Source organism: Hymenobacter sp. DG25B (assembly GCF_000801315.1).
Taxonomy (GTDB): domain Bacteria; phylum Bacteroidota; class Bacteroidia; order Cytophagales; family Hymenobacteraceae; genus Hymenobacter.
The window spans coordinates 3775649-3799074 of sequence record NZ_CP010054.1 but is presented as its reverse complement, the minus strand read 5'-3'; the positions used below and the strand labels follow the sequence as shown (position 1 = coordinate 3799074).

The 23426-nt window shown below is 58.0% G+C and carries 13 protein-coding genes and 2 tRNA genes; 7 read left to right on the top strand and 8 right to left on the bottom strand.

Annotation, left to right across the window (positions count from 1 at the left end):
• The first annotated feature begins 126 nt into the window (after positions 1 to 126).
• The 3 genes from PK28_RS16315 to PK28_RS16305 all read left to right on the top strand — a co-directional run bounded on the left by PK28_RS16315 (position 127) and on the right by PK28_RS16305 (position 1535).
• A tRNA-Gly gene (locus PK28_RS16315) sits at positions 127 to 199 on the top strand.
• A 62-nt stretch (positions 200 to 261) separates the two neighbouring features.
• Positions 262 to 345: transfer RNA gene (locus tag PK28_RS16310), tRNA-Leu, on the top strand.
• 230 nt (positions 346 to 575) lie between these two features.
• On the top strand, positions 576 to 1535 hold the full coding sequence (locus PK28_RS16305) for an AAA family ATPase (protein ID WP_044515741.1): 960 nt from the start codon (positions 576 to 578) through the stop codon (positions 1533 to 1535).
• Here PK28_RS16305 and PK28_RS16300 read toward each other — a convergent pair.
• Both PK28_RS16300 and PK28_RS16295 read right to left on the bottom strand, forming a co-directional pair.
• Positions 1532 to 2824, bottom strand: coding sequence for a lipopolysaccharide biosynthesis protein (locus tag PK28_RS16300; RefSeq protein WP_044515739.1), 1293 nt, complete (start codon positions 2822 to 2824; stop codon positions 1532 to 1534). The genes PK28_RS16305 and PK28_RS16300 overlap by 4 nt on opposite strands.
• Before the next feature lie 15 nt (positions 2825 to 2839).
• Entirely contained in the window at positions 2840 to 4048 is a 1209-nt protein-coding gene (locus PK28_RS16295) for a glycosyltransferase (protein WP_156126439.1), read from the bottom strand.
• A 129-nt stretch (positions 4049 to 4177) separates the two neighbouring features.
• On the opposite strand from PK28_RS16295, the gene PK28_RS16290 reads away from it, so the two are divergent.
• The 4 genes from PK28_RS16290 (at position 4178) to PK28_RS16275 (ending at position 10437) form a co-directional block, all read left to right on the top strand.
• Complete coding sequence (locus tag PK28_RS16290; protein ID WP_044515736.1) at positions 4178 to 7051, top strand: TonB-dependent receptor; 2874 nt, start codon at positions 4178 to 4180, stop codon at positions 7049 to 7051.
• Positions 7052 to 7092: 41 nt separating this feature from the next.
• Positions 7093 to 8514, top strand: coding sequence for a beta-helix domain-containing protein (locus PK28_RS16285; RefSeq protein ID WP_044515734.1), 1422 nt, complete (start codon positions 7093 to 7095; stop codon positions 8512 to 8514).
• 153 nt (positions 8515 to 8667) lie between these two features.
• The gene (locus PK28_RS16280; RefSeq protein WP_044515731.1) at positions 8668 to 9561 is read left to right on the top strand and encodes a YicC/YloC family endoribonuclease; all 894 of its coding nucleotides are present in this window, start codon (positions 8668 to 8670) and stop codon (positions 9559 to 9561) included.
• Positions 9562 to 9894: 333 nt separating this feature from the next.
• Entirely contained in the window at positions 9895 to 10437 is a 543-nt protein-coding gene (locus PK28_RS16275; RefSeq protein WP_044515729.1) for a hypothetical protein, read from the top strand.
• Between the two features lie 111 nt (positions 10438 to 10548).
• Here PK28_RS16275 and PK28_RS19600 read toward each other — a convergent pair whose 3' ends face one another.
• The 6 genes from PK28_RS19600 to PK28_RS16245 form a co-directional block, all read right to left on the bottom strand.
• The gene (locus PK28_RS19600) at positions 10549 to 11856 is read right to left on the bottom strand and encodes a M28 family metallopeptidase (RefSeq protein WP_052430582.1); all 1308 of its coding nucleotides are present in this window, start codon (positions 11854 to 11856) and stop codon (positions 10549 to 10551) included.
• A gap of 16 nt (positions 11857 to 11872) precedes the next feature.
• Positions 11873 to 12277: a VanZ family protein gene (locus PK28_RS16265; RefSeq protein ID WP_044515727.1), complete on the bottom strand. Its 405-nt coding sequence runs from the start codon at positions 12275 to 12277 to the stop codon at positions 11873 to 11875.
• Positions 12278 to 12288: 11 nt separating this feature from the next.
• Positions 12289 to 12669, bottom strand: a complete 381-nt coding sequence (gcvH, locus tag PK28_RS16260; protein ID WP_044515725.1) for a glycine cleavage system protein GcvH — start codon at positions 12667 to 12669, stop codon at positions 12289 to 12291.
• A 183-nt stretch (positions 12670 to 12852) separates the two neighbouring features.
• Complete coding sequence (sov, locus tag PK28_RS16255) at positions 12853 to 20181, bottom strand: T9SS outer membrane translocon Sov/SprA (RefSeq protein WP_044515723.1); 7329 nt, start codon at positions 20179 to 20181, stop codon at positions 12853 to 12855.
• 24 nt (positions 20182 to 20205) lie between these two features.
• Complete coding sequence (ruvA, locus tag PK28_RS16250; RefSeq protein ID WP_044515721.1) at positions 20206 to 20811, bottom strand: Holliday junction branch migration protein RuvA; 606 nt, start codon at positions 20809 to 20811, stop codon at positions 20206 to 20208.
• 170 nt (positions 20812 to 20981) lie between these two features.
• On the bottom strand, positions 20982 to 23255 hold the full coding sequence (locus tag PK28_RS16245) for an NADP-dependent malic enzyme (RefSeq protein ID WP_197070433.1): 2274 nt from the start codon (positions 23253 to 23255) through the stop codon (positions 20982 to 20984).
• Positions 23256 to 23426: the final 171 nt, after the last annotated feature.

The window sequence follows — 23426 nt, the reverse complement described above, 5'->3', positions numbered from 1 at the left end:
TCTGAAAATGAGATAGAAGCACTTTTTTAAGAGGCAAAACGAGAAATTTTAGGTTCAAAGGCTTGACAAAAGAGAATCTCCTAGTACCTTTGTCACACCAAACGCCACTACGGTGGCAAACCTCAAGCGAGAGTAGCTCAGTTGGTAGAGCGCGACCTTGCCAAGGTCGAGGTCGCGAGTTCGAACCTCGTCTCCCGCTCAAAAAAGGACGTTGCCCGCGCAGCGTCCTTTTTTATTTTTGTGCATGTTTGCTGCACGGCTGCCGGAGTGGTGGAACTGGTAGACACGAGGGACTTAAAATCCCTTGCTTTCACGAGCGTACGGGTTCGATTCCCGTCTCTGGTACAAAAAAGGCCTCAAGCGCAATGCTTGGGGCCTTTTTGTTGAGTGTATGATGTATTACTGTAAGCACCCTAGCTCCAAGGCTGATTTGCTGCCCGCGGCATAGGCTGAGGAAAAAACCACCGCAAATCTGGCTGAATCTCTATTTTTGAGAAAACCGGTTGGTACAGCTAGTGTTCAACCAGAGCGGTTGTCTCTCTTTTACTTTTCTATCTGCTTTATATTGCAACTGCATGGACGACTACCGCGACAAAATCCGCCAGGTATTTACGGAAGTAGGCAAGGTCGTGGTAGGCCAGCAGTACATGGTCAATCGGCTGCTGATTGGCTTGTTTACGGGTGGGCATATTCTCTTGGAAGGCGTGCCGGGCCTAGCCAAAACGCTTACCATTAGTACGCTTTCCAAGGTGCTGCACCTGCCGTTTCAGCGCGTGCAGTTCACGCCGGATTTGCTGCCTTCTGACCTGGTAGGCACCATGATTTATAACCAGAGCCAATCGATATTTGAAGTAAAGAAGGGGCCGATTTTCGCCAACCTGGTGCTGGCCGATGAAATTAACCGCTCGCCGGCTAAGGTGCAGAGCGCCCTGTTGGAGGCCATGCAGGAAAAGCAGGTGACCATTGGCGAAACCACCTACCAGCTGGATCTGCCGTTTCTGGTGCTGGCCACCCAAAACCCGGTGGAGCAGGAGGGGACCTACCCGCTGCCCGAGGCCCAGGTAGACCGCTTCATGATGAAGGTGTATGTGGACTATCTGAAAAAGGCCGATGAGCTGGAGGTGATGCGCCGCATGGCCAACCTTTCTTATGTAGGCGAGGTAAGCCCGGTGCTGCACAAGGAGGATATATTTGCCATTCGCAGCCTCATCAACCAGGTGCAGATTTCCGAAACGCTGGAGAAGTACATTATTGAGCTGGTGTTTGCTACGCGCAAGCCCGCCGAGTACGATCTGGCCGAGTTTGCCCAGTATGTGCAGTTTGGCGTAAGCCCGCGGGCCAGCATTGCTCTACACCGCGCCGCCAAAGCCGTGGCCTTCCTCGACCAGCGCGACTACGTGCTGCCGGAAGATATCAAGGAAGTAGCCTCCGACGTGCTGAACCACCGCATTCTGCTGAACTATGAAGCCGAGGCCGACGGTATTCGCACGGCGGATCTGATTGAGGCTATTTTGCGCAAGGTGCCTATCAGTTAAGCGGCGTCTTCTGTGGCAGTGGCAAGCGGTTGAGCCAGGCGAAGCAGCTGCCAGGCGTAGGTGGCGTCTTCGCGCCGCGGTAGTAAATCCAGCAACCGGATACCGGTGGCTCGCAGGAAAGCGCGCACCAGATACAGCGCCGAGCAGCTGTAGGAAACAGTCATGACCAGCGCGGCACCTCGAATGCCCCAGGCCGGCACCACCGTTACACAGCCTACCAGCGTGACCACCACGCCCAGCAGGGTAGCCAGGTTATTGACGCGGTAGTGGGTAACGGCCGTAAAATAAGTGCTGCAAATCTGGCTGAGGGCAATGGCCACCACGCCCGGGGCCAGCAGCAGAATAACGGGGCGGGCGGTGGCAAACTCCAGTCCAAACACCAGAGAAAGAAGCTGCGGCGGCAAAGCACACAGCACCACCACGGCGGCCACGGTCAGGAAAAGGGTAAGGCGGGTGAGGCGCATGGCCCTAGCCACCTGCGCCCGCTTGTCATCAGCCCGCACCAGCTCAGTATACTGCATAAGTGCGGTGCTGCGCGGAATCATCCAGATGGCCTCGGCCAGGGCTACTCCTACGGAAAGAATACCCACGGCGCGGGCATCGGCGAAGTGCGCTACAAAATAGTAGCTGAGGCGGTAGTTAATAAAGGTGAGAATGTTGGAAAGATGAGCTTCGCGACTGTGGCGGGCCAGTTCCCGCATGGTGCCACGGAGGGCTGACGTCACCTCCGACGGCCTAGGCAAGCCCGCCAGCCAGCCAAAGCTGAGCAGCAAGGGCAGCCCATACGCCAGGTAACAAACCTGAAAATAGACGGACAGCTCGCGCTGCCGAAGCAGAGCAAAATTTAGCAGCAGCGTGCTGGCTAACAGCAGTACCGGCAGTACGCTGAGCAGATTATAGGGTGTATCACGCCGGCGGCCCAGCAGCAGCAGCGTGTTAACGGAAAGAAAGGCCTGCAACAAAGAAAGGGCCCATAAATGCAGCAGATACTCGGCCGACACAGACCGCAGCAAAGCTACCGCCGCCGTGCCGGCCGCGCACACCAGCAAGGCCCAGCAGTAGGCTGGCAGGAGCAAATGCCAGATGTTGCGGCGCGGCGCCAGATAAATCAGCGAAGAGCCGCCCAGCAGCCCAATAAAGAGCAGCAGCGCCGCGCAATCCGTCAGGAACAGGCTGATGTGCCCCCGCCCGGCCGCTCCCAGATACCGCGCCGTGAGCCACACCACCCCAAAGCTGAGCAGGGCAGTGAGCAGGCGGGTAGCAAAGTTGTGGAGAATACGGCGCAGCATAGAAACTGAAGCGGGCTACTTGTGGGCGACAATCTGCTGATACACTTCTAAAAAAGCGGCACCTACGGCCGGGTAGCTGAAGCGAGCTACTGCCTCGGCGCGGAGGGTGGCGGAATCAAAGCGGCCGGGTGGGGCCTGCAGTACTGCCAGCAGGGCCTGGGCCAGGGCCTGTTCATCCCTGGGTGGCACCAGCAGGCCGCGGGAGCCATCATCCGGCAGCAGCTCCGGTACGCCATTCACCCTGGTGGCTACGGCGGGTAAGCCGCTGGCCTGGGCCTCAATCAGTACGCAGGGTAAATTCTCATAATTGGAAAACAGCACCAGAGCCTGCGCCTGCCGCATTTCAGCTGCTACCTGAGCGGGTGGCAGCTTGCCCAGGAACTCCACCGTGCCATCGTCCAGCAAACCCAGCGAGCCGGCCAGCTGGTGCATCTGTGCCTCCGCGGCACCATAGCCTGCTATTCGCAGATGCAGCTTCAGGGCCGGATAGGCCGAGCGCAGCCGGGCTACTGTGCGCAAGGTGCCGCTCAGGTTTTTGGCCGGCTCATTAAACGCGGCCACATGCAGCAGGCCGTGCCGCTGCCCGGGCATAGAAGGTGGGTGAAACAGCGCTGTATCTACCACATTAGGGATGATAACGGTGTGTGGGTTTATGCCCCCGAAGCGGGCCAGTGCCTGCCGCAGATCATCCGAAACAGGCGTGTACGCCGCTGCCTGCCGCACCAGCACCCCGGCCAACTTACGCCGCAGCCACCCCAGGCGCCAGGCGTTTGCCGGCTGAAAAATCGTCCAGTGTTCCGTAATCAGATAAGGTAGGCCGTGCCGCCACTTCAGCCACAGCGCCAGCATACCCGTCCGAAACAGAATATGGGCGTGCACCAGATTGGGCAGCTTGCCGCCCCAGTGTTGGCGCACGGCCCGCAGGCCGCGGGCCATACACACCAGCCACAGCAGTAATTTCAAGGGCTTATCCAGCCAGGGCAGGCCGGTAAGCCGGGAGCGGTAGTAGTAGCGCCAGGTAGGCGTGAGGCCGCTTAGGTCCGCCTCCAGTTCTATCAGCTTAGGGACAGGGGCACGGGCTACGGCGGCAAATACTACGGCCGTTTGCAGGGCCGCATCTGCCTGCGCAATGGCCTGGATATGACGGGCCACGAAGTCCCCATCCTGGTCGTCGTAGCGGTTGGGGTACCACTTGGGCAGCATCAGTATGCGCAGTTTGCTCACGGTTTGCAAGCTACGGATTTAGGCGGGTGCTTCCGTATGGCCCAAGGCACTGTTAGGTAACGATTTGGTAATAATTAGGTCCGATTGATGTAACACTAGGAGAGGAGCTTTGTGGCATAAATCACTGACATGGCCACACATCTAACCCGAATCATCACCCTGGCGCTGTTGCTGTTCAGCTTCAGCAGCCTGGAAGCCGCGGCTCAGACTGGTACGATTACCGGGGTCGTGAAAGACGAAAAAACGCAGGAGGCCATCATTGGGGCCAGTGTAGGCGTGCAGGGTACTACCATTGGCGCTTCTACCGACCTGGATGGCCACTTTACGCTGGCTAAAGTACCGGCCGGGCCGCAAACACTCGTTATTTCCTACATCTCCTATCAAACCAAATCCATTCCTAACCTAACGGTGGAAGGCGGTAAGGTGCTGGTGGTGAATACCGGTCTCGCGGAATCAGCCCACCAGCTAGCCGATGTGGTGGTAACCGGGCAGCGCATTACCAACACGGAAGTAGCCGTTATTACGGAAGTAAAGAACGCCCAACTGGTAGCAGTGGGCGTTTCTTCTGAGCAGATAGTGAAGTCGCAGGACCGCGACGCGGCCCAGATTGCCCGCCGCGTGCCCGGCGTTTCTATTCAGGACAACCGCTTTGTGCTGGTGCGTGGCCTCACGCAACGCTATAACTCCGTGCTGCTGAATGATATCCTGACGCCCAGCACCGAAGTAGACAGCCGTGCTTTCTCCTTCGATATGATTCCGAGCAGCGCCATTGACCGGATGATGATTTACAAATCCGGCTCGGCGGAGCTGCCCGGCGAGTTTGCGGGCGGCGTTATAAAGCTCTATACCAAGCGCGCGCCCCAGGAAAACTTCACTAACCTGAGCATTGGCGGTGGCTACCGCGCCAATACCACCTTTCAGCAGGTGCAGCAGGCCCAGGGCGGCAAGCTCGATTTCCTGGGTTTTGATGACGGCAAGCGCGACCTGCCCGGCAACTACCCGGTGCAGCTGCACGTGCCGCCCTTCACGGCGGAGCGCGCCGCCGCCTACGCCAACCAGATGCCCAACCGCTGGGGCCTGCAAACCAAGAAAGCCCTGCCCGATTTCCGTCTGGGCTTTAATATGGGCCGCCGCTTTGCCTTGGGCGAGAAAGAAGCCGGCACCATGACCAGCCTGAGCTACAGCAACACCAATCAGTACTCTGATATCGACCTGTCCTTCTACGAAGGCCAGAAAGTGGGCCAGCAGTATAATGACCGCACCTACAGCAGCAACGCCCGCCTGGGTTTGGTACAGAACTTCTGGCTGCGCGTAAACCCGCGTACTTCCTTCGAGTTCAAGAACCTGTTCAACCAAATGGGTTTCTCGGAAAGCGTTACCCGTGAAGGCCAGGATATTACTTCCTCAGATAGTGACGTGCGGGCCTACTCGCAGCGCTTTGAGAGCCGCAGCCTGTACTCGGGCCAGCTGCTGGGCAAGCACGAGCTGGCCAACGACAAAACCAACATCGACTGGCAGAGCGGCTTCTCCATCATTCGCCGCACCGAGCCCGACTGGCGCCGGGTGCGCTACATCCGCCCCCACGTAACCCCTGGCTCTGAAGGCGTACCTGCCGAGTTCGGCGTGGCCCTGCCCTCGGACCCCAACCCCACCGATGCCGGCCGCTTCTTCTCGGAGCTGACGGAGCGCGTAGAAACGGTGGCGGCCAACCTCACGCATCAGCTGGGCCAGAAAGATTCTTCCTCGGTATCGGGGGAGGAGCGCGGCATGAAGCTGAAGGCCGGCGTGTATGCCGAGCGCAAAGACCGGAATTTTGCTTCCCGCTTCTTCGGCTACCAGGGCGTGGGCAATACCAGCGGCGTGCGTTACCTCCCGCTGGACCAGGTGTTTGCGCCGGAAAACGTAACGGGCACCGAAGGCAAGTTCACGTATGAGGAAGGTACCGAGCCCAACGGCCGCTACGATGCCAGCAACACGCTGGTGGCCGGCTACGCCAGCCTGATGGTACCGGTGGGCCCCCGCTTTACGGGCACGATAGGCCTGCGCGCCGAGTACAACGACATTAAGGTGAACAGCCGCCGCCTGGACGGCACCCCCACCCAGGGCGGTACCAGCGTGCTCAGCCCGCTGCCCTCCCTGAACATGACCTACACCATTTCCGACAAGGCCCTGGTGCGGGCCGCCTACGCCTCTACCATCAACCGGCCCGAGTTCCGGGAACTGGCGCCGTTCAGCTTCTATGATTTCAACCTGAACTCGAACGTGGTGGGCAACTACACGCTCAAAACGGCCAACATTCAGAACCTGGATGCGCGCTGGGAATACTACCCGGCCTCCGGCGAAATGATTTCGCTGGGTGCTTTCTACAAGCAGTTCCGCAACCCCATTGAGTCGTTCCTGCTGTACACGCCTTCCGGCCTCAGCAACACCTTCGTCAACTCCAAATCGGCCCAGAACTACGGTGTGGAACTGGAAGTACGTAAGTCGCTGTCGGAGCTGACCAACTCCAGCTTTTTGCGCCGCATCTCGCTGGTCGGCAACGCCTCCTACATCTTCAGCCGCGTAGACCTGGGCGAAACCGTACTGGCCGCCGACCTGGGCGGGGAAGTAAGCCGCGAGAACGTGGCCGACATTCAGGACCAGAAGCGCCCCCTGCAAAACCAGTCACCTTACCTCATTAACCTGGGCGCTTACTACGATAACCCGGAAGCCGGCACCCAGGTGAACTTGCTCTACAACGTGGTAGGGCCGCGCATTTTCGCGGTGGGCAACCTGCTCAACCCTACCGTATATGAGGCCCCGCGCAACGTCATCGACCTGGTGCTGACCAAGCGCCTGAGCCAGAAGCTGGAGCTGCGTGCCGCCGTGCAGGATGTGCTCAACCAGCCCGTGAAACTGGTGCAGGACCTCAACACCAACGCCCGCATTGATAACAGCGACCCCACCGTGCGCTCCTTCCGCCGCGGCGCTAACTCCTCCCTGGGCCTCACCTTCAAGTTCTAATTCCACGCTTCATACAGTACCCAACTCCCATAATTCTTTCTATGAAAAAGCTGAGTAAAGCACTGTTGGTAGCTATGATGACGGTGGCAGCGGTGAGCTGCAAAGACGACAACCCGGACCCTATTCCGGTGGTAGTAGACAATGGTACCCGCGACCCCCAGGGCCGGGTGGTGCTGGAAGGCGAAATCAAGACCAGCCGCACATTGCTGGCTACGGAGAAGTACCTGCTGAAAGGCTTTGTGTATGTGACCGAAGGCGTGACGCTGGAAATTCAGCCGGGCACGGTCATCTTCGGCGACAAAGACACGAAAGGCTCCCTGATTATTGAGCGCGGCGCCAAGCTGATTGCCAATGGCACGGCCGCCAAGCCCATTGTGTTTACCTCAGCCCAGGCTAAAGGCAGCCGCAAGTACGGCGACTGGGGTGGGGTGGTACTGGTAGGCCGGGCGCCTATGAACCAGCCATCGTCTACCAAGCTGGAAGGCGGTATTCGGGGCGAGTTCGGGGGCTCTGATGCCGCTGATAACTCCGGCAGCCTGCAGTATGTACGCATTGAGTTTGCCGGTGTGCCCCTCTCAGCCGCCGCCAACAGCGAAATCAACGGCCTGACTATGTACGGCGTGGGCTCCGGCACCAAGCTCGACTACATTCAGGTTTCCTACTCCGGCGACGACTCCTACGAGTGGTTCGGCGGCACCGTAAATGCCAAGCACCTGGTGGCTTACCGGGGCTGGGATGATGATTTTGATACCGACTTTGGCTACACCGGCAAGGTGCAGTACGCCGTTTCCCTGCGCGACCCGCAGATTGCGGACCAGTCGGGCTCCAACGCTTTTGAGTCAGATAACTTCAACCCCGGCACCAAGGCCGACGGCACCATTGGCGCCAACGAAGGCATGCCCCTCACGGCACCGGTGTTCAGCAACGTCAGTGCTTTTGTTACGGCAGGCACGCCTTCCAACGCCCAGCAGTCGGGCAGCGGCGCGTACCAGTCGGGTATGCACCTTCGCCGCAACACGTCTACCAGCATCTATAACACGGTAGTGGTAGGTTATCCGGAAGGGCTGCGCCTGGATGGCGGCCCTACCTGGGCCAATGCCCAGGCGGGTGGCCTCACTCTGAGCGGGGTAGTACTGGCCAATACCACCACGGCGCTGGTGGCCAAAAACAACACCGATGCCTTCACACTGGATCAGCTCACGGCTTGGTTTAAGGAAACCGGGAAAGGCAATTCCACGGTACTGGGGGCGGAGCTGAGCACGCTGGGCCTCAACCCGGCCACGTTCAACCTGTCGGCGCCCAACTTCCTGCCCGAGGCCAGCTCGCCGCTGCTCACCGGTGCTGGTTTCGAAGGCAAAGCGGCTGATAGCTTCTTCGATAAAGTGACCTACAAAGGTGCCTTTGGCACCGAAAACTGGGTGCAGGGCTGGACCAACTTCACCCCCGAAACGACCGATTACTAATAAGCTGGCCCCTAGGGCAGTTTGGCGAAAAGCCGGAGCTTAGGCTCCGGCTTTTTTATTATACCAAGGTGTGTCCGTAAGGCGGCGTACTAGTGCGGGTTGTTTGCCGATGCCGTACTTTTAGGGCCACTCACCCTTTGATGTGTCTGCCCCATGCTCCAATCCATGACCGGCTACGGTACCGCCACCCGCGAAACCGACCAGTATTCTCTCGTTGTTGAAGCCAAATCCCTGAACTCAAAAGGCCTGGACCTGAGCCTGCGCCTGCCGCGCTTTCTCAATGATAAGGAGCTGGAAATCCGCAACATGGTCACCCGGGCGCTGGGCCGCGGCAAAATCAACCTGAGCGTTGACTTCAGCCGCCCCCGTACCACGGCCTCCGTGCAGTTTGCCCTCAACCAGGAAGCCCTGGTGGCCGCTTATGAGGAGTTATCCCGCGCGGCGGAGCTGGTAGGCGCGCCCAAAACTGACCTGTTTGCTTTGGCCCTGAAGATGCCCGGCATTATTCAAAGCCCGTCTGAAGCCGCCCGCCCCGACGAGACCGAGGCCTTGTCCTGGGAGGAATTGCAGCCCGTGGTACAGGAAGCGCTGGATAAGCTTAATCAGTTCCGGCAGGATGAAGGCCAGACCCTGACCACCGAAATCCTGAGCTACATTGACCGGATCCGCATTCTGCTGGCCGATGTAGACCGCCACGACCCGGTGCGGGTAGACACCATCCGGGAAAAGCTACGGGCTCATCTGGCCGATTTAAGCACCTCTGAGCAGTTCAATGCCAACCGTTTTGAGCAGGAACTGCTCTACTACATCGAGAAGCTGGACATTGCCGAAGAAAAGGTCCGGTTGATCAGTCATTTGCATTATTTTAACGAAACAGTATTTCTGCCCGAACCCACGGGCAAAAAGCTGGCTTTTATCTCGCAGGAGATTGGGCGGGAAATAAATACTATCGGTTCCAAGGCCAACGACCCTGTGATTCAGCACTTAGTAGTGGAAATGAAGGAAGAGCTGGAGAAAATAAAAGAGCAAATCAACAATATTCTCTAAATCCAACTTGGCCCCAATTTCCGTAGATAGAGCACGCTAATAGAATTAATCCGATAACGAATGGGATATTAATTTTTAGTGAAAAATTGAACAATTTTAGGCTTGCCTATTTAAATCGTTCTTATATTTGCTCATCCAAAACGCTGAGTATCTCACTCATTGGTCTTTTCTACCACAAGTAGAGAGAATTGGTATCGGTGTCGCTAAAATATTTTTTGCGAAATACTTGCGACTCCGGATATTGTAAGTAAATTGTGTTATCCGAACAGTTGGATTTTTCTGCTGATACGGTCCTTTCCATAGATTGATTCCATCTTTTTTCTGCCTACGACTATGAAAAAAGCTCTACTCTTCCCAGTATTCAGCCTGATGCTTCTGCTCATGGCTGCCCGTCCTGCCGCAGAAGTTGAACTTATCAAGAAGCGCGTTCTAAGTGAGCGGGTTGAGATTCTTATCCCCAAAGGTTTTGAGGTGATGAGCGAGCAGCAGATGGACTTCATCTATGCCAAAGCCCAGAGCCGCCCCAGCGTTATTTATACCAACAGCAAGGAGGCCAGCATTTCCTTCACCTATACCGATAACACGGCGGATCAGGATATGATCCAAATGTACACGGACAACTTCATCAAGACCTACTCCAAGCAGTTTCCCGAAGCCAAGTGGTTTGGGAAAGGCATGAAGGACGTAAGCGGCCGCCACGTAGGCTACCTGGAGCTGATGAAGCCTGAGTTGGGCCACGAGGTATACAACCTGATTTTCTTCACCGATGTGGAAGGCAAACTGCTCATGTGCACTTTCACCTGCGCTGACCGTCAGAAGCCCGAGTGGGAAATGGTAGCCAAGCAAATCATGAACTCCCTGAAGTCGAACGGCTAAGCTTTCCCGCTTTTCGCTCTACCAGTAAACAATACGACTACCCCGGAATACGCTGACCTTAGGGCTGGCTGTTCCGGGGTAGTTTCGTTTTGTATTAGTCGGAGTGGTTTTTTAGTGCGCTAAACGGGTAAGGAATTGACTTAACAGCTGGAAAAGTGCTGCGTAGCGCGTCAGGGGCAGGGTTGCCGCTTTGTCATTCACATCGTGATAAGCAGCAATGCCGCCCCGGGTGTAGAGAAAGAAGGCTGGCACGCCTGCTTCGGAAAACGGAAAATGGTCGGAGTTGGCCGCTTTGCCGCGGGCGTTGATGGACCCCACGCCTGCCGGGCCACTGTTTAGTTGCTGTAGCAATTGAAATTCCAGTGGATGCAGCGTGCCGTTCACTACCGTGGCGCCGGTATCGCCGGTGCCCACTAAATCCAGGTTCAGCAGAAACCGGACTTTATCTAACGGAAATAGCGGATGCGCCGTGAAATAGCGGGAACCCAACAGGCCTGCTTCTTCCGCACTAAAACCAATAAATACCACGGTATAGCGCAACCGGTGGGCCGGTTGGCTGAGGTACCGGGCCAGCTGGAGCAGCATACTGGTACCGCTGGTATTATCATTGGCACCGGGGAAATAGTGGTGCCGGCCCAATTCGCCCAAGTGGTCGTAGTGCGCAGTTACTACCAGTAAAGAATCGGGGCGGGAGGTGCCGGGAAGGTACCCCAGCACGTTCTGCGTACGGTAGTTCTGCTGCAGGCGTGCGTCCAGCTTGAGCGTCACTTGTTTTGCTGCGGTTGGCCAGGCGGAAGTGGCTACCCGCAACCGGGACTGTGTTATTTGCTGCGAGGCGAGAGACGCCGTAAGCTTATCGGGAACAAGCGCAATCAGGGCGCGGGCTTCACCTAGTTTGTGCGCCAGCGCGGGCTGGGTTAGCACACGCCGGTAAATAGCCTGTGGCAGAACTAGGGCAGCCGTTTGCAGTGGCTGCGCTAGAAACTGCTGCCGGGCTGCGTCCTGCGCTAAGGCCAGCGAATCAAAATACACAACCGGAGCTGTGAAGCGGCCGCCGCCTGACTCAGGCGCCAGGATAAAATCCTGCCCAGGCTGCAGCTTGTGGCCATCAACGGCGAAGGCCAGCCGGCCCGGAAAGGTGTTGACGGTAAGCGGGAATGGCTGGGTATAGGTTGCGGCAGCGTCAAAAGGCAATAAGCCTAGGCGCTTAAAACTTTTCGCCAGGAAAGCAGCGGCGCGCTGGTCTCCCTGGTGCGTATAGCCGCGTCCGTGCAGGTGCCGGGAGGTGAGGTAACGCAACGTGCGGCGCACCTCGCGCATGTCCTGGCTTTGTGCCGGTTCAGCCGCAAGCGTGAGCAGGCAGGCGCTCAGGCCCAGCCATTGCAGGGGCCGCCGGGTTAGCTTCCAGAGTGCAAGCATAAGCTAACGGGTAAAATCAGGCGAAACGGCGCAGGGCCAGTTGGGCCATCAGCAGACCGGCCAGCGTGCCCAGGGCATCACTTAATATATCCGTCCACTCCGCATAGCGGCCCAGGTCCATCACCAGCTGGGCCAGTTCGATAAAAGAACCGAACAGCGTGCAGCCTACAAACAGCACGCTGATGGCGTGGGTGCGCAGCCAGGGGGAACGGGTTTGCCGCTGGGCCGAGAAATAGCAGAGGATAGCCAGCACCCAGAAAACAAAGGCATGTGCTGCCGTGTAAAAAGAGAACAGCTGCCATTGGGGCTCATGCGGCATATGGTCCTTGGGCGTGAGGGTAAGGACCAGAATGACCACCGCCCACGTTGCGGGCAGCGCAACATAGGCGCGGCGGCGAGACGTGGGCGGGGCCGGATACATCAGCAGAAAGTTTATGCGCCGATCAGCTCGCCGTAGGCTTCGGCCTTGAGCAGGTCTGCCAGCTCCGCCTGGTTGCCAATCGACATTTTGATCATCCAGCCGTCGCCGTAGGGGTCAGAGTTTACCAGCTCGGGGCTGCCGTCCAGCTTCTCGTTTACTTCCAGCACGGTGCCGGAAATAGGGCTGAACAGGTCCGATACAGTTTTTACGGCCTCTACGGTGCCAAATACGTCGTTCTGGGCTACCTCTTTGTCGAGGGTGTCAATGTCAACATACACAATGTCGCCGAGCTCTCTCTGCGCGTGGTCGGTGATGCCGATGTAGGCAACGTCACCTTCTACGCGAATCCACTCGTGCTCTTTGGTGTACTGCAGGTTGGCGGGCAAGTTCATAGTGCTGGGGAAAAGGGAAACGGATGGTGTTAGGCTAATTCAGCCTGTGTTCAAAAGTAAGATATAATGCTTGCAACGCCAGCCCCGGCGCAGAATATGCTGCCGGACATGGACCTTGGTAATCTGAAATCAGCTGCTGGCTCCTAGCTATACAAAGAACCGGGCGGCTGGTTTTCAAAAACCTTACTCCGAGAGGCTGTAGCGCAGCTGCAGGCCGCCTTCGGTGGCGGCGTTGCGGTAGCCGGAGTTACCACGCGGCTCGGAAATGAGACGCGTAAAGTAAAACTGCAGATTCAGCCGTTGGTTTAGAACGTAGTCGATGGTGGGGCGCAGCTGCACCTGGCGGCCGCCGTTGGTGGTGGTGCTGTTGGGCTGGCCGCGGTCAGTGTCCGATACATTATTAATGCGGCGCTGAATGGTGCTGTTGTCCCGAATAGACAAATCCAGGCGGGCCGTCAGCTCGTTGCGTAGTATCCGCTGCTCGCCGCCAATGCGGAACGGTAGCTTCAGCTGGTTGGTCACGTAGCCAAAGCCAATGACCATTTCCTCGGTGTGCACTTCCGTTACCTCGGCGTTGGTGGTGTTCAGGGAGAGGTTGCGCTCGGTGCGGTATTCTACGCGGCCGGTTACTTTCTCCAGGGTCTGGAAGTTGAGCCCCAGCAGCGGCGACATCCGCTCCAGAATACTCACCTGTCCCAGCACGAAGTAAGGAATAAAGTCTCCGTTGATATTCACTTCCGAGGCCAGCCCCTTTGGTTCCGCATCATACTGGGCCGAGGTAGAGTAGCTGCCTATGTTATAAGTAGAGGCGTAGGCGTGGGTGAGGGAAACCGAGCGGAAGAACCGCTGCATAAAGGGCAGCTCGCCCAGGCCATTATAATCAATGCGCCAGTTGGGCAGCGGCAGCATAGCAAACGGGTCAAACTTCTTGGATTTGTACCCATCAGAAGAACGGCCGCGGTAGGCATCCAGGAAAGCCGGAATCAATACATCCTGGGAGTTAAAGCCATAGTTGCCTGCGTTGGTATTGTCCGCACTTAGCCGTTCCCGAATAATCTGCCGGTTGGCTACGTACCGGTCAAAGGCTTTCGACTCGGTGCCGCCCCGGCTTTGGTCGCCGAACAGGGTTTGGATGGAAATGAAAGAGGTGCTGAACGAGCCCGTGCCCAGCGGCAGCTTATTGGCCAGCTGGAAGTTGCCATTACCGTCGCGGTAGCGCTCCAGCGTGAGGGAGTCTATTTTCCAACGGTAGAACTCCTCGCGGTTGCGCACCGTCAGGCGGGTAGCATCCAGCTGAATGTTGAAGTCGCGGAAGGGCTCCAGCGCGGTGCGCAGGTTCAGGTTAGTGGTTTCCAGGGAGCTGAGCGGCGTGTTCAGGTATTCACTGCGTTCAGTGTACCAGTTATTGCTCTGCGCCCGGTTGTAAAGCTCATTGAGCCCGTACTGCTGCCCCAGAATAAAGGGCAGGCCTGGCGCATCAAAATCACTGTTCATGCCCAGAAAACGGGTTTTGGGCAGATAGCCCGGCAGCAGCGTGCCCGCCGTGCGGGTATAAGTGAAATTGAGGCTCCGCGCCGTCATCAGGGAGCGAAGTACGCCTTTCAGCACGCGCAGCTCGGGCCCGGCCGTGGTATCGGCGGGGGCCTGGGCTACCGGGGCCTGTGGGTTGCGCTTGGCTTCCTCCGCGGTGGGGCGGCGCGGGGGCGGCGGGGCATTGTTGATGATGTTCAGAAAGCGCACTTTGTTGTAGAGCTTCACCAGGTCAATGCGGCCGTTGGCACTCAGCTCGGCGTTATTCTGAATGGTATTGCCCAGCTTTAGCTGTTGCGTGGTGGTATCCGACTCTGCCAGCGGGTTGAGCGGCACGCGCAGGGCCGTAGAGGCAGCCTGCCAGGAGTAGTTGGCGGCGTAGCGGGTATCGGCGCTCAGCCAGTCCGTGAGCGGGAACTTGTCCAGCGGCAGCCGGTAAGTAAACGCTATGGTCTGGTTGAAGTTGGTGGTGCGGCCCCCGCGCTTCAGGTTTTCCCACAGTTGCGCCCGGTTGCGGCGGGAAATATCATCGTCGCCGATGGTGCGGCCGGGACCTTCATCAATGGTACCGCGGTTGGCAGCCGTATAGTCAATGGCCAGACTCTTGGTCAGGTCCCACTTCAAATCATAAATCCGGTTGAAGAAGAAGCTTTTCTGGAACACGCCCGGAATACCCTCGGCCGAAGGCACCTGCCCCGGCAGTGTGGTGCGCTGCAGGAACCGCTCGTTGTAGCGACGGTCCAGGTCGGCGCGGAAGGCAAAGCGGCTGGGCAGGGGCGTGAAGTTCAGCTCCTGCAGCATCTTCAGGTACGGCGACTCCAGCGCCTTTACGCCCGCCAAGGGGGTGTAGCTTTTGGGCGTGGTCTGGTAGGTGTAGGCCAGCGCGGCATTAAAGGTTTTAGTGAAGTCCCGGTCCGTGCGGATATCGGTGTGCAGCTGCTCATTCAGGGAGTAGCTCAGCGCAAAGTTCTCGATATCATAGGGGCGCACTTTCTTTTCCGGGTTCACACGCTCCTTGCGCAGGTTCAGTACGCTGATGCTGCGGCTGCGCGTCTGGTCCGTTACCTCGCGGCGGTAAGCCGCCCGCTCACCATCGGTTTCAAACTTCTCCAAAGACTGTTTCAGCTCCACATCGGGGTCCAGCGGGTCGTAGCGGGGCGAGCGGGACTCCGTGCCGGCCTGCAGCAGCACCGGAATGCGCAGGCCCAGCTTGCTGGGCAGCAGCTTTTCGGCTGCCACGGTGGCATTCAGGTCGCCGCGGGCTACATCGTCCAGGGAACGTTGCTGCACCTTGTCCTGCAGGCCGCCAAAGCCCACCGTGAGGTAGCTGCCCGTGGCCGTTACATTAGCCAAGTCTGCCAGCTGCGTATTGAAGCGGGCCGTAGCGGCCCAGCCGGCGGTGCGGTCAAAGTCATCCACGCGCAGCTCATCGGCCCAAATACACACCGACTGCTCGGCGCCGTCATTAGTAGGGTTGAACACGCCAATCAGCACGCCCTGCACCTCCGAGAAATCGGGGTTGCCGACAATGGTAATGGTGCGGCCATCGGCCAGCTGCTTTACATACGGCACCTGTAGATTAGCACCACCCAGCACTTTGTAGCGCTCCATTTTGGCATCTACAAACTCCTGGAAAGCAATGTCAATGTTGTTGGCCGGGTCCCAGATTTCGGATTCGTTGATGCTGCCCTGCGGCGTAATTTTCAGCGGCAGCGAGTACTCATAGTAGTTCTGGGTATAGTCGGTGCCAATGCGCACGAAGGCGCGCACCTGGTCATTGCGCGTACCAGTTTCGCTTTCGGCGTGCAGGAACATGCGCAGGCGCTTGTAGCGCAGCATATTTATGCTCACGTTCTTGTAAGCGGCTTTGCCGTAGCCTTCGCGCAGGCCTTCCACGCACAGGCGCAGACTTTGTTCGTTCTGCTCCCGGTTTACGGTGCTGGAGCCAAACTCCCGGTCGCGGCGGATGCCGGGCGGCAGCACGTAAGGAATAGCATCCGTTACGGCATTGGTGCTGGAGCGGCCGTTTTCTTCCAGGCTCACCGTCGATACGGCAAAGGCGTCAGCGTCAGCGTCCGTATTCACGTTGGGCTTGCCGGGCTCCGCCACAGTACCCAGGAAACGGCGCCACTGGTTAGCCACAAACTGCATCTGCACAAAGCGCAGCACGGCAGGTTGCTGCCACTGCGTGAGATACAGCCGCATAAACCGGATAGACTTAAAGCCGAAGGGCTGACCATCAGGGGTGCCGCGCACGGCCGTGGGCTGGCGCACTGGCACCCGGAACTGGTACCAGGTTACGGCGTCGCCATTCACATTTTTGGAGACTTTGTCTACAATGAAGTTCTCGCCCACGCGCAGTTGCCCGGGCTTCAGCGAAATCTTGTATTCGTAGTAGCGCTCCGTGTCGGAAATAACGTTGTCGCGGTTCAGATCTTCCTTATCGGGCAGGGGCGTGGAGCTCTGCTGGCTGTTCTCGGGCGAGTTAGCCTCCATGCCATTATACTCCTTGTAGCGGCCCAGAATCTTTATGTCGCGGCCGTTGGAGTTGTAGTAGTCGTTCAGGTGGTGGCGGAAGTTATCCGCCGAGGGGTCATCCAGGGTGCTGTAAACGCCTTGAAAGAAGCTTTTTTCCTCTGAATCGTTCAGGCCATCCAGACCGATGTCCTGGCGGTTGCGGCCGCCGGGGGCGGTAGAGAAGGCATCGGTCAGGAATTGCTGGGTGCTCACGCGGCCCCACGCCGTACGCTCCGTGTCCCGGTCGGGGTTGGCTTCATCATCCGATAGGCCATTCTCAAACTCGTAGCGGCTCTGGTCCTTCAGCACATCTTCTGACACGGCCCCCAGGTTGAGGTACAGCTCGCCGCCAGTGGTATTGTTCACGGCCGGGTGCTCACTGTCGTCAATCAGGCCATTTTTGCCTTTAATGAAGGGGTCCATCAGCCAGAACTCCAAGTACTCCACGTTGGCGTTGTCGAAGTCCGTATCAAAGGTGATTTCGCGGCTGATGCCGGCGTAGTTTTTATCCGGTGTGGGCAGCGTTTTGCCATCGGCGCCTACGGCCGGGTTGTAGTTGTAGGGGCCACGCTCGGCGGGAAAATACGCTAGGTCCAGCGGGTACTCGTAGCCGTTGCCCAGGGTGCCGTTGTCGCGGTTGGGGAAGATTTCCGTGCGCGCAATGCCGCGGGTGTAGTGGTTCAGCAGGTCGGCGGCCCGGATGTTGTTGGGCTTGCTGGAGCCGTTGTTGTAGTACGACTGGTCAATGGTGTACCAGGCCAGTTTGGCGCGGTTGTAGGCCGTTTCCCGGTCGGTACCCTGCAGCAGCGGCAGGGGCGTGGCCGCCAGCCGCCAGGAGGTAATGGAGCTGATGCCGCTGAGCGTGTACGGCGTGCGGGCTCCTTCAAAGTCATCCAAGTAGGATACCCCGTTTTCGCCGCGGCCCAGCTTGGTTTTGCCCGGCACCAGCTGCGCAAACTCCCCGCTAAAGGCCACCGACGAAGGCGCCTTGGTTTCAATCAGCGGCAGCATATCCAGGTACTTGGTCAGTACCCGGGACTCGCGCCGCATATTCACGTCCAGCCCGTACATGGTGTTGTTGCCGGGCTCGTCGCCAATATTCACGCGGTTGATGCCCGGGGCCTGATTTTCCACCAGGTGCAGCACCGTGCCGCCAAAATTGATGTCATCGGTGAGGCGGTAATCAAAGCGCGCGCCCAGCAGGCGGCGGGGCTGCACCTGCACCAAGGCATCCTTCTCAAAGGCTACCCGCAACTCATTGGCCGCATTCAGATAAGCCGGGTTCAGAATTTTCACCTTGGCCTGATCATAAAACACCTGATAATCGGTGCCTTCCTGCAGCAGTGTGCTACCGGAATATACCCGCACGGAGCCCTCCGCCACCCGGATACCGGGCAGGCTGATTTCGTCGGTGGAGGTAGCCTGATAGCGGCCCTGCAGGTAGAATTTGTCTTTCTCCTGCCGCTGCTGCGCATCGCTCTGGGTCTGCTCGTAAAGCTCCTGGTACACGTATTTGTCTACCAGGTCTTTCTCGCTTACCGTATCAAACTTGCTCTTCAGGTAAGAGCCAAAGGGCTCCACTTCCGGGAATATGATGCGGCCCTGTTCGGGGTCCACGGTAATGCCGGAGAGAAAGTCGAAGTTGCCGTCGGCGGGCCGGTCGTTATTAGCGTTTACGTTGTCGAGGTTGAAAACCTGCACCAACGGAATGTTCTGTACTTTCTCGCCCTCCTTCAGCGAAATCAGGTCGATGCCCGACGCATCATCTTTGTAGATAATATCGAGGCGGAAATTGTCGCGGTTCAGCTGGTTGGCATTCAGGGAGTAGATGTTTTTCATCATCAAATCCCAGGTAGGGAACTGCAGCGCCGGGTTAGTGCTCTTCAGCATCTTCAGGAAAACCACTTCATCCTGCTGCACATCGGGGCCGTACTCATTTACGGTTTCGCCCACCTGATACACGCGGCCATTGTAGGTGTACTCGTAGGAAACGGCCAATACCTGCTCCGGCAGCAGAGAGGTGTTCAGGGAGAGGTAGCCTAACTGGGCATTAAAAGTATACTCGCGTGGGTCCAGGCGGCGGGCCCGCACGTGCTCATAGTCCACGGATTTTGAGAGGCCAATGGAGTTAAGGAAGTTATCCGTAGTGAGGTTGCTGCGGGCAGCCTGACCGCCCCCTAATACTGTCTGAAATTCCTTGTTGGCATCATTGGCAGCCGGGGTACGGGGGGGCAGCTGCTTGCTGAACAGTTCATTGCGGTATATCACGCGGGGCTCGCCCAGGTCCATGAGGCTGACCACGTTGCGCAGGTTGTCGGTGGCGCGGTTGTCGTTGGTCACGTACACCTCCAGGCGCCGGATTTCAATGCCCGACTGAATGGTGGGCAGGTTGCGCAGGGCAGCATCGTACCGGTCGCGGAAAAACTGCGACAGGAAGAAGTGCCGGTCCCGCTCGTACTGGCTGGCTTTAATCTCAAAGGGCCGGCTCTGGCCGCCGTTCTGCACGCGCACCTCATCGGCCTGGCCGCGCAGGGTAGCGGCCACGGCCGTTACGGCCAGCTTGCCAAACTGCAGCTGGGTTTTCACGCCAAACAGATTCTGCCCGCCCTGAATAAGCGAGTTATTGAGCGGCAGACTCACGTTGCCCAACTCAATCTTGCGGATGATATCGGTATCGAAGCCCGTGAAATCGAGCTTCATATTATTCTCAAAGTCGAAAGCCGCCTTCGTATCGTAGTTGAGCGTCACCCGCAGCTTCTCACCAATCTGGCCGGCGAGGTTCAGATTCATTTGCTGCTCAAAGTTGAAGTCGCCGGTTTTCTGCTGGCGCAGCGTGAGCGTGGGGTTGCGGTTGCGGTTGAACTTGGCGCCCGCGCGCACGGTAACCGAACCATTGGGGCGGATATCCACAAAGCTGCCGCCAAAAATACGGTCAGCGGCCGGGCCCAGGTAGATTTTGGGAATCAGGCGCTGGGCAACGGCCGGCGTGTTAGCCTCGCCGGCTACGCCACCAGCCGCCCTATTGCGGAAGTAGTTGCGGATGGTTTGCTGTTCCTGCCAGCGGGAATACTCCTCAAACGTCATCCGCGTGGGGTCGCGGTAGTTGATGCTGTCCCCCACAGTTTCCGACAGATCCACGCCCTGCAGGCTGTCGTCCACGGTCACGTTCAGGTTCACGTTGGAGGGCAGGTCCAGCAGCAGCGGCGACTCGCGGCGCTGCGGGCTCAGGCGGTTGCCCACCCGGTCGGCCGGGGCTACTTTGGGGCGGCGGCTGGGCCGGTAGCGGCTGGTATCGGCTGGCAACACCGTGCGCGGGGTATCCACGGCCAGCATTAACCGGCCTGCTGACCATAGGTCCTGAAATGCAAAAGCGCCGGCTCCGGTGGCCTCAGCCTGCGACCACCAAGCCAGTAGTGACGCAAAAACGACGGATACGGCGGTGAAGGAGTGCTTACCGGTATTCAATTGTCAGCAGGGACAGGGGGATTCCTAATGGGACTTAAGGGCAAATTTAATTAATTCTTCCACGCTCAGATCGTTGCCATGGCGGTGCTGGATCTGGTCTAATTGTTTCTCGGCCGCCGCCCGGGCAAAGCCCAGGGTAACCAAAGCTGCTAACGCTTCCGAGCGGTTGGTATTGTGCTGCCGGGCCAAAGGCACCGTATCATAACCGGCTTTAGCCAAAAGCTCTTCCTTCCGGAATTTATCTTTCAACTCCAGCACCACGCGCTGGGCCGTTTTGGGCCCCACGCCTTTAATACTCTGAATAGAGCGTACATCTTCCTGCACAATAGCCTGCCGGATTTCCCCCACCGACATGGAAGATACCATCACAATACCCGTGCCCGGCCCAATGCCCGACACAGAAATCAGCTGCATAAACAGCGACTTTTCGTTGGGGTCCAGGAAGCCGTACAGGGCCTGCGCGTCTTCCTTAATATGCTGATAAGTGTAAAGTTTCGCTTTTTCACCCTCGGCCGGCAGCTTTGAATAGGTGGCCAGGGATATTTTTACTTCATAACCCAGGCCGTTAAGGTCGATAATGGCCAGGGTAGGATCTTTATAGGCTAGTTTACCGTCGAGGTAGGCAATCATGCAGGGGTGGGTAGATTTAGAGAATCAGAGGAAGTAGGCTTTGAGCCCAGAAGGTACGCAACTAACACCAGAAAGCCGGTTTTCTATCCTGCAAACTGCACTTTAGGGCAATAAAATGGCCGTAACGCAACCCTCCGAAAAGCGTTGCGCTACGGCCATCAGTTGGTATACTACAGGCGGTCCTGCGGCTGTTGGGCATCTACCACCGCAATGGCGGCCATGTTCACGATTTCCCGCACGGAGGCGCCCAGCTGCAGAATGTGCACCGGCTTGCGCATACCCATCAGCACCGGCCCAATTACCTCGGCCCCGCCAATTTCCTGGATTACCTTGTAGGCAATGTTGCCGCTGATAACGTTGGGGAAAATGAGGGTGTTGGCGCCGCCTTTTTCGGCCAGCTCGGAGAAGGGATACTGCTCGCGCAGCAGCTCTGGGTTCAGGGCGGTGTTGGCCTGCATTTCGCCGTCGATAATCAACTCTGGATAGCGCTTCTTGGCCAGCTCGGTGGCCTTGCGGGCTTTGTCGGGCAGCTCGCCGGGGTTGGAGCCGAAGTTGGAGTAGCTGATAACCGCCACCCGGGGCTCGGCATCAAAAAAGCGCACGGCACGGGCCGTGAGGCCAATGATGTCCACCATCTCCTCAGCCGTGGGGTCGATGTTCACAGTGGTATCGGCAAAGAAGAATGGGCCTTTCTTGTGCTGAATGATGTACATAGACGCCACACGCTGCACGCCGGCTTCCACCCCAATCACCTGCAGAGAAGGCACAATAGACTTGCCGTAGTCCTTGCTGAGGCCGGTAATGAAGGCATCGGCCTCGCCGGTTTCCAGCATCATGGAGCCGTAATAGTTTCGCTCCCGCAGCAGGCGGCGGCCTTCATACAGTGTAATGCCCCGGCGCTGGCGCTTCTGGTAGAGCAGGTTGGCATACTCTTCCCGCTTCGCTTCCTGCTGCAGAATATCAATGATTTCGCACCCTTCCAGGTCCAGGCTGTTTTCGGCAGCCAGGCGCGCAATTTTGTTGCGGTTGCCCAGCAGAATAGGCTTGGCAATACCTTCTTCGCTGAGAATCTGGGCGGCTTTAAGGGTTTTGTAGCTGTCGCCATCGGCAAACACCACGCGCTTGGGGTTGCTGCGGGCGGCCTGCGTAATGCGGTTCATCAGCTTCTGATTGACGCCCAGGCGGCTGCGCAGCTCGTCTTCGTAGGCCAGGAAATCATCAATCTGAATACGGGCCACGCCGCTTTCCATGGCGGCTTTGGCCACGGCCGGGCTTACGGTGGTAATCAGGCGGGGGTCCAGCGGCTTCGGAATGAGGTAGGTGCGGCCAAAAGCCAGCGTGTTGTCCCCGTAGGCGCGGTTTACCATATCCGGCACGGCTTCCTTCGCCAGCTCGGACAAGGCTTTTACCGCCGCCAGCTTCATTTCCTCATTGATTTCCGTAGCGCGCACGTCCAAGGCTCCCCGGAAAATGTAAGGGAAGCCCAGCACGTTGTTCACCTGGTTGGGGTGGTCGGAGCGGCCGGTAGCCATTATAATGTCCGGGCGGGTAGCCATGGCCAGCTCGTAGGCAATTTCCGGGTCGGGGTTAGCCAGGGCAAACACAATGGGGTTGTCGGCCATCAGCAGGAGCAGCTCGGCGGGCAGCACATTGGCCGCTGAAAGACCCAGGAACACGTCGGCGCCTTCCATGGCCTCGGCCAGTTTGGTGATGGGGCGCTGGGTGGCAAACTGGAACTGCAGTGGGTCGAGCTCCGTGCGGCTGGAGTTGATAACGCCGTCCTTATCGAACACCACTACGTTTTCCAGCTTCAAACCCAGCGCCAGGTACAGGCGCAGGCAGGAAATGGCCGCCGCCCCGGCGCCGCTTACTACCAGCTTAATATCCTCAATGCGCTTGCCCACAACTTCCAGCCCGTTAAGCAGCGCCGCCGAGGAAATAATGGCGGTGCCGTGCTGGTCGTCGTGCATCAGCGGAATGTTCATCTTCTCCCGCAGCTCGGTTTCAATGCGGAAGCACTCCGGTGCTTTAATGTCTTCCAGGTTGATGCCGCCGAAGGTGGGCTCCAGGGCCTTTACAATCTTGATGAACTCGTCGGGGTCGGTGGCATCAATTTCAATATCAAAGCAGTCGATGCCGGCAAACTTCTTGAACAGTACGCCTTTACCTTCCATCACGGGCTTGGAGGCATCGGGGCCAATGTTGCCCAGGCCCAGCACCGCCGTGCCGTTGCTGATAACGGCGACCAGGTTTCCCTTGGCGGTGTACTTATAAACGGCGTCCTTATCGGCGGCAATTTCCTTACAGGGCTCGGCAACTCCCGGGGAGTAAGCCAGCGCCAGATCCAGCTGGGTACTGACGGGCTTGGTGGGAACAACTTCAATCTTGCCGGCGGGTGTGCGGGAGTGATAATCCAGCGCTTCCTGTTTATTTATTTTCAGCATGCGTGCAATGGTAGGGTGGTTCCTCGGGTGTGAGGCAAGAAGCAAGTTGGGGCGAATTTGCCCGGAATCAAAGTTTAGGCGGCATGCAGCGTAAACAGAGTCGCTCCGGAAAGAGGTGCGCCGGTGCCGGAAAATGCCTCAAAAACCAGTGCACTACTGGCACTTTAAATA

What these genes read in the sequence shown, in the direction of transcription:
- PK28_RS16305 (WP_044515741.1), top strand. Translation starts at nt 576, where the DNA reads ATGGACGACTACCGCGACAAAATCCGCCAGGTATTTACGGAAGTAGGC.
- PK28_RS16300 (WP_044515739.1), bottom strand. Translation starts at nt 2,824, where the DNA reads ATGCTGCGCCGTATTCTCCACAACTTTGCTACCCGCCTGCTCACTGCC.
- PK28_RS16290 (WP_044515736.1), top strand. Translation starts at nt 4,178, where the DNA reads ATGGCCACACATCTAACCCGAATCATCACCCTGGCGCTGTTGCTGTTC.
- PK28_RS16285 (WP_044515734.1), top strand. Translation starts at nt 7,093, where the DNA reads ATGAAAAAGCTGAGTAAAGCACTGTTGGTAGCTATGATGACGGTGGCA.
- PK28_RS16280 (WP_044515731.1), top strand. Translation starts at nt 8,668, where the DNA reads ATGCTCCAATCCATGACCGGCTACGGTACCGCCACCCGCGAAACCGAC.
- PK28_RS16275 (WP_044515729.1), top strand. Translation starts at nt 9,895, where the DNA reads ATGAAAAAAGCTCTACTCTTCCCAGTATTCAGCCTGATGCTTCTGCTC.
- PK28_RS19600 (WP_052430582.1), bottom strand. Translation starts at nt 11,856, where the DNA reads ATGCTTGCACTCTGGAAGCTAACCCGGCGGCCCCTGCAATGGCTGGGC.
- PK28_RS16265 (WP_044515727.1), bottom strand. Translation starts at nt 12,277, where the DNA reads ATGTATCCGGCCCCGCCCACGTCTCGCCGCCGCGCCTATGTTGCGCTG.
- gcvH (WP_044515725.1), bottom strand. Translation starts at nt 12,669, where the DNA reads ATGAACTTGCCCGCCAACCTGCAGTACACCAAAGAGCACGAGTGGATT.
- ruvA (WP_044515721.1), bottom strand. Translation starts at nt 20,811, where the DNA reads ATGATTGCCTACCTCGACGGTAAACTAGCCTATAAAGATCCTACCCTG.
- PK28_RS16245 (WP_197070433.1), bottom strand. Translation starts at nt 23,255, where the DNA reads ATGCTGAAAATAAATAAACAGGAAGCGCTGGATTATCACTCCCGCACA.